Origin of the sequence: Desulfococcus sp., assembly GCF_050178255.1 — a bacterium.
Taxonomy (GTDB): Bacteria; Desulfobacterota; Desulfobacteria; order Desulfobacterales; family Desulfococcaceae; genus Desulfococcus; species Desulfococcus multivorans.
Genome location: NZ_JBFXGG010000074.1, coordinates 1 through 14091, shown reverse-complemented (window position 1 = coordinate 14091; position 14091 = coordinate 1). Strand labels below are relative to the sequence as shown.

Annotated in this window: 11 protein-coding genes; 6 read left to right on the top strand and 5 right to left on the bottom strand. The window is 58.8% G+C overall.

What is annotated here, in order from left to right:
- From AB7S84_RS12670 to AB7S84_RS12655, 4 genes are all read right to left on the bottom strand, one after another.
- Window positions 1–1531, bottom strand: a 1531-nt coding sequence (locus AB7S84_RS12670; RefSeq protein WP_428154818.1) for a metallophosphoesterase family protein, incomplete at its 3' end; no start/stop codon positions are given.
- 61 nt (window positions 1532–1592) lie between these two features.
- The gene (locus AB7S84_RS12665; RefSeq protein ID WP_040415014.1) at window positions 1593–1823 is read right to left on the bottom strand and encodes a hypothetical protein; all 231 of its coding nucleotides are present in this window, start codon (window positions 1821–1823) and stop codon (window positions 1593–1595) included.
- An 8-nt stretch (window positions 1824–1831) separates the two neighbouring features.
- Window positions 1832–2014: a neutral zinc metallopeptidase gene (locus AB7S84_RS12660; RefSeq protein ID WP_144016441.1), complete on the bottom strand. Its 183-nt coding sequence runs from the start codon at window positions 2012–2014 to the stop codon at window positions 1832–1834.
- 4 nt (window positions 2015–2018) lie between these two features.
- Window positions 2019–4811 carry a DEAD/DEAH box helicase gene (locus AB7S84_RS12655; RefSeq protein WP_020876683.1) on the bottom strand — a complete coding sequence of 931 codons (2793 nt, stop codon included), beginning with the start codon at window positions 4809–4811 and terminating at the stop codon, window positions 2019–2021.
- 466 nt (window positions 4812–5277) lie between these two features.
- Between AB7S84_RS12655 and AB7S84_RS12650 the strand changes: the two genes are divergently transcribed.
- Window positions 5278–6105, top strand: a complete 828-nt coding sequence (locus tag AB7S84_RS12650) for a DUF547 domain-containing protein (protein WP_020876684.1) — start codon at window positions 5278–5280, stop codon at window positions 6103–6105.
- A 41-nt stretch (window positions 6106–6146) separates the two neighbouring features.
- The gene (locus AB7S84_RS12645) at window positions 6147–7679 is read left to right on the top strand and encodes a mercuric reductase (RefSeq protein WP_428154814.1); all 1533 of its coding nucleotides are present in this window, start codon (window positions 6147–6149) and stop codon (window positions 7677–7679) included.
- Window positions 7680–7916: 237 nt separating this feature from the next.
- Here AB7S84_RS12645 and cadR read toward each other — a convergent pair whose 3' ends face one another.
- Complete coding sequence (cadR, locus tag AB7S84_RS12640; protein ID WP_020876686.1) at window positions 7917–8351, bottom strand: Cd(II)/Pb(II)-responsive transcriptional regulator; 435 nt, start codon at window positions 8349–8351, stop codon at window positions 7917–7919.
- A 358-nt stretch (window positions 8352–8709) separates the two neighbouring features.
- Between cadR and AB7S84_RS12635 the strand changes: the two genes are divergently transcribed.
- From AB7S84_RS12635 to AB7S84_RS12620, 4 genes are all read left to right on the top strand, one after another.
- Window positions 8710–11049: a heavy metal translocating P-type ATPase gene (locus AB7S84_RS12635; protein ID WP_428154812.1), complete on the top strand. Its 2340-nt coding sequence runs from the start codon at window positions 8710–8712 to the stop codon at window positions 11047–11049.
- A gap of 351 nt (window positions 11050–11400) precedes the next feature.
- Complete coding sequence (locus tag AB7S84_RS12630; protein WP_020876688.1) at window positions 11401–12276, top strand: alpha/beta fold hydrolase; 876 nt, start codon at window positions 11401–11403, stop codon at window positions 12274–12276.
- Between the two features lie 351 nt (window positions 12277–12627).
- On the top strand, window positions 12628–13125 hold the full coding sequence (locus AB7S84_RS12625; RefSeq protein WP_020876689.1) for a Fur family transcriptional regulator: 498 nt from the start codon (window positions 12628–12630) through the stop codon (window positions 13123–13125).
- A partial coding sequence (locus AB7S84_RS12620) for a catalase (protein ID WP_428154809.1) occupies window positions 13115–14091 on the top strand: 977 nt, incomplete at its 3' end. The genes AB7S84_RS12625 and AB7S84_RS12620, both read left to right, overlap by 11 nt.

Genomic DNA, 14091 nt, shown 5'->3' with positions numbered 1-14091 from the left:
CCGATTCGCTCCTTGCGGCGAGGCAAAAGTTCTTATGGTTTTTGCCCGATTGATCCTTCAGCGCATTGCAGGTCATCGAGAGGGTATAGATATCGGTTTCCCGGCTCTCGTTTTCATCGGGCAGCATCCCTTCAAGCGCCTCGTCGTACAGGCTTAAATTATCGGTCATTCCCCAGAGGCTGAGGATATGGCTCACGGCACCGTCAACGCTGTCGGAATCCGTCCAGCCCGTCGTCACGAATTTGGAGAGCGGCCGCCCGACATAGTCGGTTTCATTATTGCCGTTTTTTCCAGCCAGAATTCTGACATTTGTATTCTTATAGCTGCCGGCCACCCTGGTATAGGATTCCCCCCGGGCAACTTCGAACGCATCGCCGTTGAGGCTGTATCCAAAGGTATCGCGCAGATAAAAATAGAGCGGCGAGGGCGGCGCGCTCAAACTCACATCGGAATAGTCAAAACCGTGGCTGGAGGCGTAGAAGTCCACCGTCACCCGGGGGCCGTCAACCGTGAAGATGTAGTAGCCGATGGAGAACAGCTCCTGGTCGAACGGTATTTCGCGATCGTCATCCCCTTCGCGGGGAATATAAAACTTGTAGCTGTTGGAGGCGCAGATAATCTGGCCGACGCCGAAGGCGCCGTCACCACCGGATGTCACCCTGGAGTAATGGTGCATGTGATCGTGACCGCTGAGGTAGTAGCGGACGCCGTTGTTGTGCAGGCTTTCGAGAAAATAATCCCGCGCCTCGGGGTTGTCGGTCAACGCATTTCCGAAAAGGTTATCCTTGTGGTTTTGTCCGATGAGATTTTTATGGGCAAACACGAACGCATGACGATCGCCCCCATTTGCGGAGAGTGCCGAATCGACCCACGCCACCTGATCCACCGCATTGTAGGCATAACTTTTGGCGCCGTTATAATTGCTGCCGTCGGCCCGGACAAACTGGTCGATCAGAACACATCGGACATTGTTGAAGTCAAACATGTACGTCAACCCCTTCAAGCTGTCGGAAGCGGAATAAGGCACCGAAAGAACGGGGCTCTCTACGTTGTCGGCTCCGAAAAGATGGGGTCCCTGACCGAGGGTTTGAGGAAAAAGGATCGGCATTTCGTTTGCGGCGACGGCACTGGCCTCGTGATTCCCCCGAACCGGGAAAAAGCCGATCCCGTTGCTGTAAAGCGCCCGGGCATGTTCCTCCCGGGTAGGCAGGGTGCGAGTGCCGTCGACAAGCTCTTTATCGACCAGATCCCCCACCTGGATGACAAATTTGCAGCCGTGTTGAATGAATTGCTCGTTCAGGGCGTCGATGATTGTCGTGGCACAGGATGCCGGATCCTCAACGGGAATCCCGTTATAGATGCCCGTTTTCCATTGGGTATCGGCCATTACGCCGAATTTCCAGGCGCTGCCGGACGATTTCGCAAAGGCCCGTTTCGGCGCGAAAATCGGAATATTCAAACCCGTTAACGTCAGTCCCGCGAGACCCGTGCCCCCGATCTTCAAAAATTCCCTTCTGTTCACCGATTTCATTATCCCTCCTGTTGGTTGGTTGTTCCGAAGATGCCCTGTGCGGCAGCAGAATATCTCCCAATCAATCCGAACGGCGATCGGATCGGATCTCTGCTTCCTCGCGGCAGAATTGAAAAAACGCTTGAATAGCTTCTTTTAGTCGGGATTTGTAAGAAGGGTATTTGTTCCGGGTTTGATTTTTGTAAAAACGCGGCACCGGCGGCACGCCCCCACCCAAGAGAGGAGGCACCTTCACGGCCCACGGCGCACGGCGGGCGAAGGTCTTGGCAGCCCGCTCGATTTTCAGCACCATCCGGTTCGCTACAGCCGATCCGATGCAAAGGTGTTGCACTGGTTGATGTCCCCCGTCTCCAGGCCGTTCCGGAACCATCGGACCCGCTGGGCCGAGGTGCCGTGGGTGAAGCTGTCGGGCACGATGCGCCCCTGGGATCTTTTCTGCAGTCGGTCGTCCCCGATGGCGCTCGCGGCGAAAAGGTTTCGGATACGGCTAAAACCCCGGCAGCTTGAATTTCAGGGTCACCTCGCCCGTGGTATGATCGATATGAACCATGCGGCCGTCGTCATGAGTCCCCGTCATCTTCCGGCCGGTGGCCATCTCCATGAGGCCGCTGATGAACTGCATCCCGGTGTTGAGCACCTCTGTCATCCTCTCCGGGGAAGCATCCCTATGGACACCCTCGCGCCGGCCTGCCTCCCCCACGGGTCTGGGTGATCTTTCGGATGACTCGGCAGGCGATCCGGCAGCCGTCCCATCGGCGGATCGATCCGAAACCCCTTTGGCCGCTTCCGCGGGCGCCGGCTCCGCCTCGGGAATCCCCGCTTCAACCTCTTCGGCATCGTAGGCCACCTCGCGAACCTTTTCATCCAGGACCCTTGGATTGAGGTAATGGGGCGTGTCTTCCGGCAGTTCCTCGGCAGGCGTGTGTTCGCCGGACACCGCAACGGGCTCCTCGCCCATCATCTCCCGGAGTTGGTTGAGCAACTCGGCCCGCTTGGCCTGGGAGAACTCCACCGTGTCCGCGGCACCTTCGAAAACGCCGTCGAAGAGGGCGGTCTTGAGTTGGATGCCGGCCAGGATCTTCTCCTCGATGCTGTTCTTGGCGATGAGGTTGACGACGTTGATGCACCGGCTTTTCTGGCCGATGCGGTTGACCCGGCCGATACGCTGGTTGATTCGGGCGGGGTTCCAGGGCAGCTCGAAATTGATGACGCAATCGGCGGCCTGGAGGTTGAGGCCGGTGCCCCCGGCGTCCGAAGAGAGGAAGACCTTGCAGTCCGGATTGTTCGTAAACGCGTCGATGAGGGCCTGACGTTTGTTGACGGGCACCTTGCCCGTCAGTTCGATGAAGTTGATGCCCGCGGAGGAGAGATACTTTCCGATCAGAAAAATCATGGTGGTCCATTCGCTGAAGATCACCACCTTGTGCCCGTTCTGGACCACGAGTTCGTCGATAATCCCCTCCAGTTCCGTGAGCTTCGGGGAGATGTTGGTCTGCCGGTCGACGAGATAGGTGGCGTCGCAGGTCATCCGCATCATGAGGAGAAGCTGCTGGATGCGGCGGATGTCCATGGGGGTGAGAAATTTCTTGTTCAGGAGCGGCACCAGAGCAGCGAAATATCCGTTGTGGATCTCCGCCTGCTTGTCCGTGAGTTCGACGTAATAGTTGTTGACGATCTGCTCGGGCAGGTCCGACAGCACCTCCTCCTTCCGACGCCGGATCACGATGGTTTTGAGTTTCTCATGGAGGCGGTCCAGGTTCCGGTAGCCCAGGATCTGCCCCTTTTTCTGCCGGCTCAGCATGAAGTGGTCCGCGGCAAACCGCCAGAGGGGGGAGAGCAGGTAGGGGTCGAGGAACTGGACGATGGAATAGACGTCTTCCAGCTTGTTCTCCAGGGGCGTCCCCGTCAGGACGAGGGCGTGTCTACGGCGGATGTTCTTGACCGCGTCGGCGGTCTTGGTGTTGAAATTCTTGATCCGCTGGGCCTCGTCCAGGATCATGAGGTCGGGATTGTACCTGGAAATGACGTCGACGTCCCGGAGCACCGCCTCGTAGTTGGTGATCTTGAAGAGGCTGTCGTCGGCGTCATAAACGGCCCGTCGCTGCATGGGGTTTCCGGCCACGATGACGGCCTTTTCATCCACAAACCGCTCGATCTCCCGCTTCCACTGCTCCTTGAGGGATGACAGGGTGACCACGAGAATGCGGCTGAAACCGAACAGCTCCTTCTTGATGACCCCTATGGCGATGGCCTGGAGGGTCTTGCCCAGGCCCATTTCATCGCCGATCAGGGCGGCTTTTTTGCGCAGGGCGAACTGAACCCCGGCCACCTGGTAAGGGTAGAGATCGGCCCGGATGCGACCCAGGGCCGGGGAGATGTCCTCGGGGATCTTCGCGAGTTCGGCATCCAGGAGGTCGTGTTCGATGCGGTTCAGGAGCGACTCCTGGAAGCGGACCCGCTTGTTGCCGTCCAGGCGGCGCAGAAGCGCCATGAGATCGGCCGGTCGCTCCCGCAGATAGTCGCCGTCGTCCGCAAAAAAATCCCGCCAGAGTTCCCGGGCATCCCGGACCTCGCCCTCGGGGCGCTCGCAGAAGAGTCTGGGGCGCCGGCGGACGGAGTCCCAGTAGATGTCCACGAACGGAAATTGCTCGGAGGCGATCCGGGCGACGGCCGCCTTGTCGCGCCGGACTTCATGCTGAAGGAAGAGAAGGTGTTTGCAGGTGCCGAGGCGGTTGGTTTCATAATCCGGGCAGGTGCAGTGCCCCTTGCCTGCCGGGGGATCGTGGAGGGTGACGAGATACTGCTTGCCCTTCACCGTTTCCACGGTGTGCTCGCCCTTGAGCATGTCTCCCCAGACTACCGTGAACCCTTCGCTTCCGGCGCGCTTTTTCCGGTCCGCCAGCGCCTGTTCCCGGATCTCGTCGGCGGTCAGACAGACGTCGTCCGGCGGCGCCTTGCGCTTCTGTCGGTTTTCATCCCGACCCAGCTGTTCCCATCCCTTGAGTTTCTGCTCCACATCCAGAAGCGCCGCGATGGTGTGCTTGCATCCCTTCCCGGGGAAAGGGCAGTCACAGGAGGTGGTCAGGTCGTCCGGGAGGAGTTGCACGCGGGTGGTGTAGTCGCCGTATCGACCGTCGACATCATATACGAACCGACCTGTTCCGGGGTCGCTGTCCACGCAGGCGAACGCGCCGTTCCGGTAGAGATCCAGGCCGCGATGAAAAATGAGATCGGAAGGGGCAATGTTTTTGCGTATATAATCGGTAGACAGGGTGATCATCGATAAACCTCTGATAAAAAAGTTGAAAATTTATTCGTTTAAAATGGATGGTCGCCGTGGCGGCTTTTTTTCGAGGCTACATCATATCGGACTCATTTTCAACGCTTGGTTTCCAGAAGGCGCCGAGGATTTCGACGTGGGCCCGGATCATGGCCGGTTGCCTGCCGCCATGCCCTTTGTCTCCATCAGGCTGAGGCTTGCGCGGGGTTGGTTGTCGCGTTATAATCAAAAAATATGGAATCGAGCGCCGTAACTTGACCGCTCACGCTGCATCGAGACTGAATGACGGCGACCCGAATAGAAGCGACTCGCGCAGCACATCCTCTCATCGTGAAACTCATTGCAAGGAATCGTCGATTCAACCGACGAAACGGTCAAATGGAGAGCGCGCTATGCAGGCAGCCGGCACCGCTCTCCCCCAAAACCGATAATGACCTGCAGCGGGTCGAAAGGAGCTGAAGACGCCATGAAAACCCACACGCACACATGCCTCATCAATCGTCTGATTGCAGCGCTGATATCCGCGGCATTCTGTTTTACGGCGCTTTCTGCAAGTGCAGCGGATTTCGACAGGACCCACGCCGGTTATGACAGGCTGCTCAAACGATTCGTCACCGACGGCCGGGTCGATTACAAAGGCCTCAAAGCCGACGGCGGCGCATTGGATCACTACCTGGACGGCGTCGCCGGCGTTTCGGAAGCGACATTCAACGCCTGGGGGGAAGCCGACCGGCTGGCGTTCCTGATAAATCTGTACAATGCGGCCACCTTGAAACTGATCCTGAACCACTACCCGGTCGACAGCATCAAGGATATCGGCGGCTTTTTCAAAGGGCCGTGGTCCCAGCCGGCGGTTCGGCTTTTCGGGGGCACCATCACCTTGGACAACCTGGAGCACGACATCATCCGCAAGCAATACGACGAGCCGCGCATTCATCTGGCGCTGGTCTGCGCCGCAAAAAGCTGTCCGCCGTTGCGCAGCGAGGCTTATGTCGGCCCGTCACTGGATGCGCAGCTCGACGACCAGACACGACGGTTTCTCGCAAGCCCGGCCGGTTTCCGCATCGACCGCAGTCGGAATACGGTCTATTTTTCATCTGTCTTCAAATGGTACGGGGAGGATTTTGTGGGCGAATTCTCGCCGTCGTCCGGATTTACCGGGCTGGATGATACGGAACGCGCCGTAGCGAATTTCTGCAGCCGGTATCTCCCCGCAACGGCAGGCGATTATCTGAAGGTCGGCGGGTATTCCGTAAAATATCTTGATTACGACTGGTCGCTGAACGGGAAGTGAACCCGAGCTGAAGCGCCGCAATCCGGCCTTGGGAGGCAGCAATGTCAGACAACAGGAAAGGCAACACCGTGATCAGTCCCTGGGATGCCTACAATCAAGAACTGGTGTTCCATGTCCGCCCCCCGGACTGGAAAAATCCCAAGCCGGCTTCGCGGTACAATCTCGTCGTCATCGGTGCGGGTACCGCCGGCCTGGTCTGCGCGGCCGGCGCCGCCGGGCTGGGGGCGAAAGTCGCCCTGGTCGAGCGCCACCTGATGGGGGGCGACTGCCTGAATGCAGGCTGCGTGCCGTCCAAGGCCCTGATCCGAGCCGCACGGGCCGCCGCAGCGGTCCGGGACGCCGGCGCCTTTGGCGTGCATGTCCCGGAAGGCGTGAGCATCGATTTTGGTCAGGCCATGGAGCGGATGCGTCGCCTCCGGGCGTCCATCGCCCCCCACGATTCTGTCCGGCGGTTCGCCGAATTGGGAATTGACGTGTTCATCGGTGAAGGGCGTTTTGTCGACGCCGACACGTTGGCGGTCGCCGGCGAACGACTCGCCTTCAGGAAGGCGGTCATCGCCACCGGCGCACGGGCTTCGGCGCCGCCCATTGAAGGGTTGGATCAAATATCCTATCTCACCAATGAGACCGTCTTTTCCCTGACCGAACTGCCCAGGCGCTTGGCCGTCATCGGCGCAGGCCCCATCGGTTGCGAAATGGCCCAGGCCTTCGCCCGATTCGGCGCGGAGGTGTTCCTGGTGGAAACCCTGCACGGCATCCTTCCCCGTGAAGACACCGACGCTTCCGGCATCGTCCTGGAATCCATGCTGAAGGACGGGGTGAAACTGCTGTGCTGCGGCAAAGAACTGAAGCTGGCCAAAGCCGACGGCGATAAAATCCGCCTCACCGTGAAGTCCCACGGCAAAGGCTACGACGAGGTGGTGGATCAACTGCTGGTGGCCGTAGGTCGTGCGCCGAACGTTGAAAACCTGGGGCTGGACGCGGCCGGTGTCGCTTTCACCCAAAAAGGCGTGCAGGTCAATGACCGGCTGCAAACCTCCCAGCCCAACATCTTTGCGGCCGGAGATATCTGCTCGCCCTATCAGTTCACCCATGCGGCCGACTTCATGGCGCGCATCGTGATTCGCAATGCCCTCTTTTTCGGCCGCGCCAAAGCCGGCGCCCTGACCATTCCATGGTGCACCTATACGGAACCCGAAATCGCCCATGTCGGACTTTACGAGAAGCAGACACGGGAGCAAGGCATCCCGGTGGAAACCTTCACCCGGGAATTTCGCGAGGTCGATCGTGCGATTCTCGAAGGCCGCACCAACGGTTTCGCGCGGGTGCACGTCCGCAAGGGGACGGATAAGATCATAGGCGCCACTATCGTGGCATCCAACGCCGGCGACCTGATCTCGGAGATCACCCTTGCCATGACCCACAAGCTGGGTCTCAAACGGATCGCCGACACCATTCATCCCTACCCGACCCAGGCGGAAAGCATCCGGCAACTGGGAGACGCCTACAACCGCACCCGGCTGACACCCTTCGCAAAATCCCTGTTTTCAAAACTGATGGTCTGGCGGCGCTGACCCCTGCCGGGACATCAGGGCGGACACACAGGTCCGCCCCTACAGAAACCCGGGAACCAACCGCGGAGAAAAAATGTTAAACGCGCATTGGAGGATGGTTAATTCTGGATGACCCATCAATTGAAATGATGCCTTCAGGTGTGAAACCGACGCAGCGTGCGAAAACGGATGATGATCGCAAATCGAATGTAAACGGAAGGACAGTCTTGCCCATATCCGCAACATCCGTTTGAAGCGTTATCCGATCGGATGCTCCCGTTCGCATGCGGCGCAGCAGAGCTCCTGATTTTCGAGCCCCTGCATAATGCCGCAGGTTTCGCCGCTGTGTCCGCCCGCGCAACGCCCGCGAAGCTGCTTCAGGTGGTGCTTCAGGTGCTGAAGGGATCGGATCTGCTCGTCCACGTTCCCGATATGGGCGTCGAGCAGTCCGGCCACCCAGGTGCAGTCCTGCCGGGGATGGTCCCTGTAAGTCAAAAGCTTCCGGATTTCCCCGAGTTTCATGTCATGCCTGCGGCAATGCAGGATAAACTCCAGGCGTTCCAGGTCTTTTCTGCCGTAGACCCGGTAGTTTCCAGCTGTTCTTTCAGGCTCGGCCAAAAGCCCTTCCTTTTCGTAATACCGGATGGTCACCACCTTGCATCCGGTCTTCTTCGCCAGTTCGCCGATCTTCATTTTTCCTCCGTAAAAACGATATGAGACTAAAGGCTGAGGACTGAAGGCGTATGCCTGTAATCACATAATCACCATAAAACCATAAAACCGTAACCCCTTACCCTCTCACAAACACCGGAAGTTAAGCAAAATCATCAATCCCATAATAACGACAGCCCCCCCTGATTGTCAAAACCACCCGGGAAAGGGGCCGGGCATTTCAATTTCGGTATTCATCAGCCGGTGAATGCCGAAACTTGCGCTTTTTTTAAAAAACGCTTTGACCCTATAGCGGCTATAGACATTATCTTTATTCTGAAAGAAAGATGGACGCATTCGTGCCTTGCCGATTTTTACAAACCATTGACGGAGAAATATCATGAGCGATGCAACCTTGACCCCGTTATGCACCTGCAGCGTACCGAATGGAACCGAATGCAACGATGCCGGGCAACACCGTCGGTGGAGAACCCCTGAAGGCTGCGGTTGCGGCGGTCATGACAGCCTCTGTCAGGCGCCTGTTGATCTTTCCGCCGTCGGCGGGGTGTCGGCGACACGGGCCGTTTACCGTATCGCGAACATGGACTGTCCCATGGAAGAGGCCCTGATCCGCAAAAAGCTCGGACGAATGCCCGGCATCACCGGGCTTGAGTTCAACCTGATGCAGCGGGTGCTCACCGTCAACCACGCACTGTCGTCCACAGACACCATCGAGGCGGTCCTGAATCGTATCGGCATGACGCCGGAGCCCCTGGGTCTGGATGCGGGGGCGACGGCATCCGGCAAAACCGACGTCGTTCCCGAGCCCCATATTCCCTGGATGAAACTGGCGATCGCCGGCGTGTTCGCCGCCGCATCCGAAGCCGTCGAACGCCTTCAAGCAGGGCATCTGATCCCGTTCGGCATCGATCCGCAGGCTCCGGCCGTCGACGGGGTGGACATCACGGCATGGCTTTCCATGGTTTTTGCCGTCGTCGCCGTCCTTTTCGCCGGACTGACCACCTATAGAAAAGGCTGGATCGCGGTCAGGAACCTGGACCTGAACATCAATGCTCTCATGTCCGTGGCCGTGACCGGCGCGCTCATCATCGGGCAATACGCCGAGGCGGCCATGGTCATGGTGCTGTTCAACCTGGCCGAGGCCATTGAAGCCAAGTCCTTGGAGCGGGTCGGAAACGCCGTCAAAAATCTGCTCAGCCTGGCCCCCGGGAAGGCGACCGTACAGCGTCCCGACGGCGCGTGGGCGGAAACGGACATCAGACAGATCTCCATCGGCAGCCGGGTTCGCGTGAAGCCCGGTGAGCGCGTTGCGCTGGACGGTGTTATCCTGCAGGGCCGGTCGGCCGTCAACCAGGCCCCCATCACCGGCGAGAGCATGCCCGTGGAAAAGACTGCGGGCGACACGGTTTATGCGGGGACCATCAACACCTCCGGTTCCTTTGAATTTCAGGTGACGGCCGGAGCGGACGACTCTACCCTGGCCCGCATCATCCATGCGGTGAAAGCGGCGCAATGCACCCGTGCGCCCGTACAGCGCCTTGTGGATCAGTTTGCCCGGTATTACACGCCCGCCGTGTTTCTCACGGCTCTCCTGACGGCGGTCGTTCCGCCCGTATTCATGGGCGGCGTCTGGACCACATCGGTATATACGGCCCTGGTGCTTCTGGTGATCGGCTGCCCCTGCGCCCTGGTCATCGCCACCCCCGTCACCATCGTCAGCGGTATGGCCGCAGCCGCCCGCCACGGCATCCTGATCAAGGGCGGCGTGTTCCTCGAGCAGGGGCGGCGCCTCGACCGGCTGGCACTGGACAAGACCGGCACCCTCACCCACGGCAGGCCGAAGCAGACCGATTTCGTCGCCCTGGGCGGCATCGGCGGACACCGGGCGGTTATTCTGGCCGCCGGCATCGCGGCCCGCTCCGACCATCCCGTATCCAGAGCCATTGCCGGGAACGCGGCGGAAATGGGGGTGGACCTGCCCCATGTCGATGAATTTACGGCCGTCCCCGGCCGGGGCGTCAGCGGCGTCGTCGACGGCGAGACCTGGTACCTGGGCAACTACCGCATGGTGGAAGATCTGAAAATGAGCTCCCCTGATCTTGAAGAACGGATTTCCCGCCTGGAAAAAGAGGGGAAGAGCGTCGTGGCGCTGGTGAACGGGAAGGGCGTGCAAGCCCTCTTCGCCGTGGCCGACACCCTCAGGGAGAGCAGCATCGAGGCCGTCAGGGAACTGAAGCAGCTCGGGATCAAGACCCTGATGCTGACCGGCGACAACGCCCACACGGCACGCGCCGTTGCCGAACAGGCGGGGGTGGACGACTTCAAAAGCGACCTCCTGCCCGAAGACAAACTGACTGCGGTGGCTGCGCTCGACGGCAACGGCAAGATCGGCATGGTGGGCGACGGCGTCAACGACGCCCCGGCCCTTGCCAAGGCCGACATCGGGTTCGCCATGGCCGCGGCAGGGTCGGACACCGCCATCGAAACCGCGGACGTGGCCCTGATGGACGACGACCTCAGGAAGATCCCGCGCTTCGTCAGGCTCTCCAGGTCCACCTACGCTATCCTGGTGCAGAACATCACGCTGGCCATCGGCATCAAGGCGATATTCCTGGCCCTGACGTTCATGGACCAGGCGACCATGTGGATGGCCGTTTTCGCAGATATGGGCACCAGCCTTCTGGTGACGGCCAACGGGCTCCGGGCCATATACAAATAGATAACGCAACGTTCGCCGTTCACGGATCGGCAGCGGCAGGGTATGACCCGCGCCCCGCACGCTTTCTTGAGGCTGGAGACTGAAGACCGAAGGCCGAAGACTTCAGGGACACGCCTCTAACCCCATAATCACCTTCCAAGAAAACGTCGTTTTCTTGGAAATTTTGGGACCGCCCCTCGGATCGGTTGAAGCACTAATCACATAACCACTTGACAAACAACACCCCACCCTTTACCGTTGCGGAGAATTATTTTCCTTTAGGATGCATTCTCTTTAATGAAAGGTTTTGGCGGTCGGCAAAGAACATGCCGCCCGTTACGAAAGCGCTCCGATCAATGCGGGAGTATCCTGATGCATCGCTTCGTTCCCTGGAACAGTCAACCGCTTGAGGCCTGGGCGGAAAAATACGCCGAAGGCCGCTTCATCGACCTGGCCGGCCGACGGACTCACTTCATCGAACGGGGACGAGGGCGGCCGGTCGTCCTCATTCACGGCTTCAATCTGGACCATCACTCCTGGATCAAAAATCTCGACGCCCTGGCGGCGCACTTCAAGGTATACGCGCCGGACTTGTGGGGGCACGGCTATAGCACCCGGGAACCTATCGCATACGGATACGACCTCTTCGAAGAGCAGATCCGGCTGTTCCTGGACGCCCTCGATATCCAGAGCGCGTCGCTCATAGGGCACTCCATGGGCGGCGGGACATCCATCGTTTTAGGGCTCAGGCATCCCGATCGCGTGGATAAGCTTGTTCTGGTCGACGCAAGCGGCATCCCCACCCGACTGCCCTTTCAGGCGAAGATTTTCAGGCTCAAGGGCGTCGCGGAGTTTCTTTTGTCCCTGCCTACGGATAGGATCCGGCGCATGAACCTGGCGGATATCTGGATTCATGACCGCGGCGCCCTGACTGAGGATATTTACCGGAATCTCATGGGCTTTCAAAAGATTGAAGGGACCACCCAAGCCTTGCTCGCCATTCTACGGGCGGATTTTTTCAATACCCTGGAAGCCGAAATCAAAGCGCTTGGCGGGTCAGGCATTCCAACGATGATTATCTGGGGCCGCGAAGACGCCGCCCTTCCCGTCGGCAATGCGAAGACGATGAAGGATTTCATCCCGGGCTCCCGGCTGGAGATCCTGGAAAAAGCGGGCCATCTTGCCAATTTCGATCAGGCGGACACATTCAATGAACTGGTGATCGATTTCCTGAATTCGGCGGCATGAGTCCGCTGTCCGTCGCAGGCACATCCGCTTCAGTCTTTCATGAGGGGTTTTAGAGGGTGTTATGGTTTTATGGTTTTATGGTTTTAGAGTGTTATGGTTTTAAGTGACTATTTCAACTTTCGACTTTCATGACGATGACCGGAAAGAGGTGCCGGGAGGATACGGCCTATGAAAGTCGAAAGTTGAGCGACTATGGGATTAAAGGTGTACGCCTTCAGGCTTCAGCCTTCCGCTTCCGGCCTGTCAATACCGAACAATGAGCAGAAATGAATTCCGCTTGACAAGCGACAGCGCATCCTGTAGCGTTATGGATAATGATTCTTCTTTAAGATATATTCTTTTTAATAAGCGATGAACACACATTCCGATTCCGAAAACAGCCTGAGTCGTATGGAGGAGATGGTCTCGAAGCTGAGAGCGCTGGAGTTCCGGCTCACGCCGCAACGGATGGCCGTTCTGGAGGTTCTGGCGGCCGGCGAAGGGCATCCCTCCGTCAAAGAGGTCCATGAGATCGTCAAGCGGAAGTTTCCCACCACCAGCATCGCCACCATTTACAAGACGGTGAATCTTCTCAAAAGGATCAACGAGATTCTCGAGATATCCATTCCCGGCGGGAGCAAACGGTACGAAGGCGGCAAACCCTTTCCCCACCCCCACGTCATCTGTATTCGGTGCAAAAAGGTGATCGATCTGGACCTGGGGCCGCTCAAGGACATCACCACCAGAATTGCAGACGACACAGGATTCGAAATACGGAGTCATCGCCTTGATTTTTTCGGTGTGTGCGGTGATTGCAAAAGCAGAGAAAAGCTGACCCAAAAACAAAGGAGGCAACGCCATGACAAATGACGACCGCAAATTTACGACCACCGACGCCGGGATACCCGTGGCCAGCGACGAATTCTCCCTCACTGTCGGACCTGACGGCCCCATCCTGCTGCATGACCATTATCTGATCGAGCAGATGGCCAACTTCAACCGGGAGATGATTCCGGACCGCCAGCCCCATGCAAAGGGCTCCGGGGCCTTCGGCTACTTCGAGGTGACGCAGGACGTCAGCGCCTACACCAAGGCGGCGGTGTTCCAGCCCGGCACGAAGACCGACGTGCTGGCCCGGTTCTCCACGGTGGCCGGCGAAAGCGGCAGTCCCGACACCTGGCGCGACGTGCGCGGTTTTGCCCTCAAGTTCTACACCACCGAGGGCAACTACGACATGGTGGGAAACAACACCCCTGTGTTTTTCGTACGCGACCCCATGAAGTTCCAGCATTTTATCCACTCCCAGAAGCGCCGGGCGGACAGCGGCCTTCGCGACCACGACATGCAGTGGGACTTCTGGACCCTGTCCCCCGAGACGGCCCATCAGGTCACCATCCTGATGAGCGATCGCGGCGTCCCCAAAAGCTATCGGCACATGAACGGCTACACCAGCCACACCTACATGTGGGTCAACGCCAAGGGCGAGCGCTTCTGGGTGAAATACCATTTCAAAACCGACCAGGGCATCGAGTACCTCACCCAGGAAGAGGCCGACCGGATCGCCGGCCAGGATGCCGACTACCATCGCCGGGACCTGTTCAATGCCGTCAAGCGGGGAGATTACCCCAGCTGGACCCTGAAAGTCCAGATCATGCCCTTCAAAGAGGCCGAGACCTATCGGTTCAACCCCTTTGACCTGACCAAGGTCTGGCCCCACGCCGACTACCCCCTGCACGAAGTGGGCCGCCTGACCCTGAACCGCAACCCCGACGATTTTCACACCGAGATCGAGCAGGCGGCCTTCGAGCCGAACAACCTGGTGCCGGGTATCGGTCC

Bases quoted from the DNA above. Each gene is read 5' to 3' on its own strand.
- AB7S84_RS12650 (WP_020876684.1), top strand. From the start codon at position 5,278: ATGAAAACCCACACGCACACATGCCTCATCAATCGTCTGATTGCAGCG.
- AB7S84_RS12665 (WP_040415014.1), bottom strand. From the start codon at position 1,823: ATGGTGCTGAAAATCGAGCGGGCTGCCAAGACCTTCGCCCGCCGTGCG.
- AB7S84_RS12645 (WP_428154814.1), top strand. From the start codon at position 6,147: ATGTCAGACAACAGGAAAGGCAACACCGTGATCAGTCCCTGGGATGCC.
- AB7S84_RS12655 (WP_020876683.1), bottom strand. From the start codon at position 4,811: ATGATCACCCTGTCTACCGATTATATACGCAAAAACATTGCCCCTTCC.
- AB7S84_RS12630 (WP_020876688.1), top strand. From the start codon at position 11,401: ATGCATCGCTTCGTTCCCTGGAACAGTCAACCGCTTGAGGCCTGGGCG.
- AB7S84_RS12635 (WP_428154812.1), top strand. From the start codon at position 8,710: ATGAGCGATGCAACCTTGACCCCGTTATGCACCTGCAGCGTACCGAAT.
- cadR (WP_020876686.1), bottom strand. From the start codon at position 8,351: ATGAAGATCGGCGAACTGGCGAAGAAGACCGGATGCAAGGTGGTGACC.
- AB7S84_RS12625 (WP_020876689.1), top strand. From the start codon at position 12,628: ATGAACACACATTCCGATTCCGAAAACAGCCTGAGTCGTATGGAGGAG.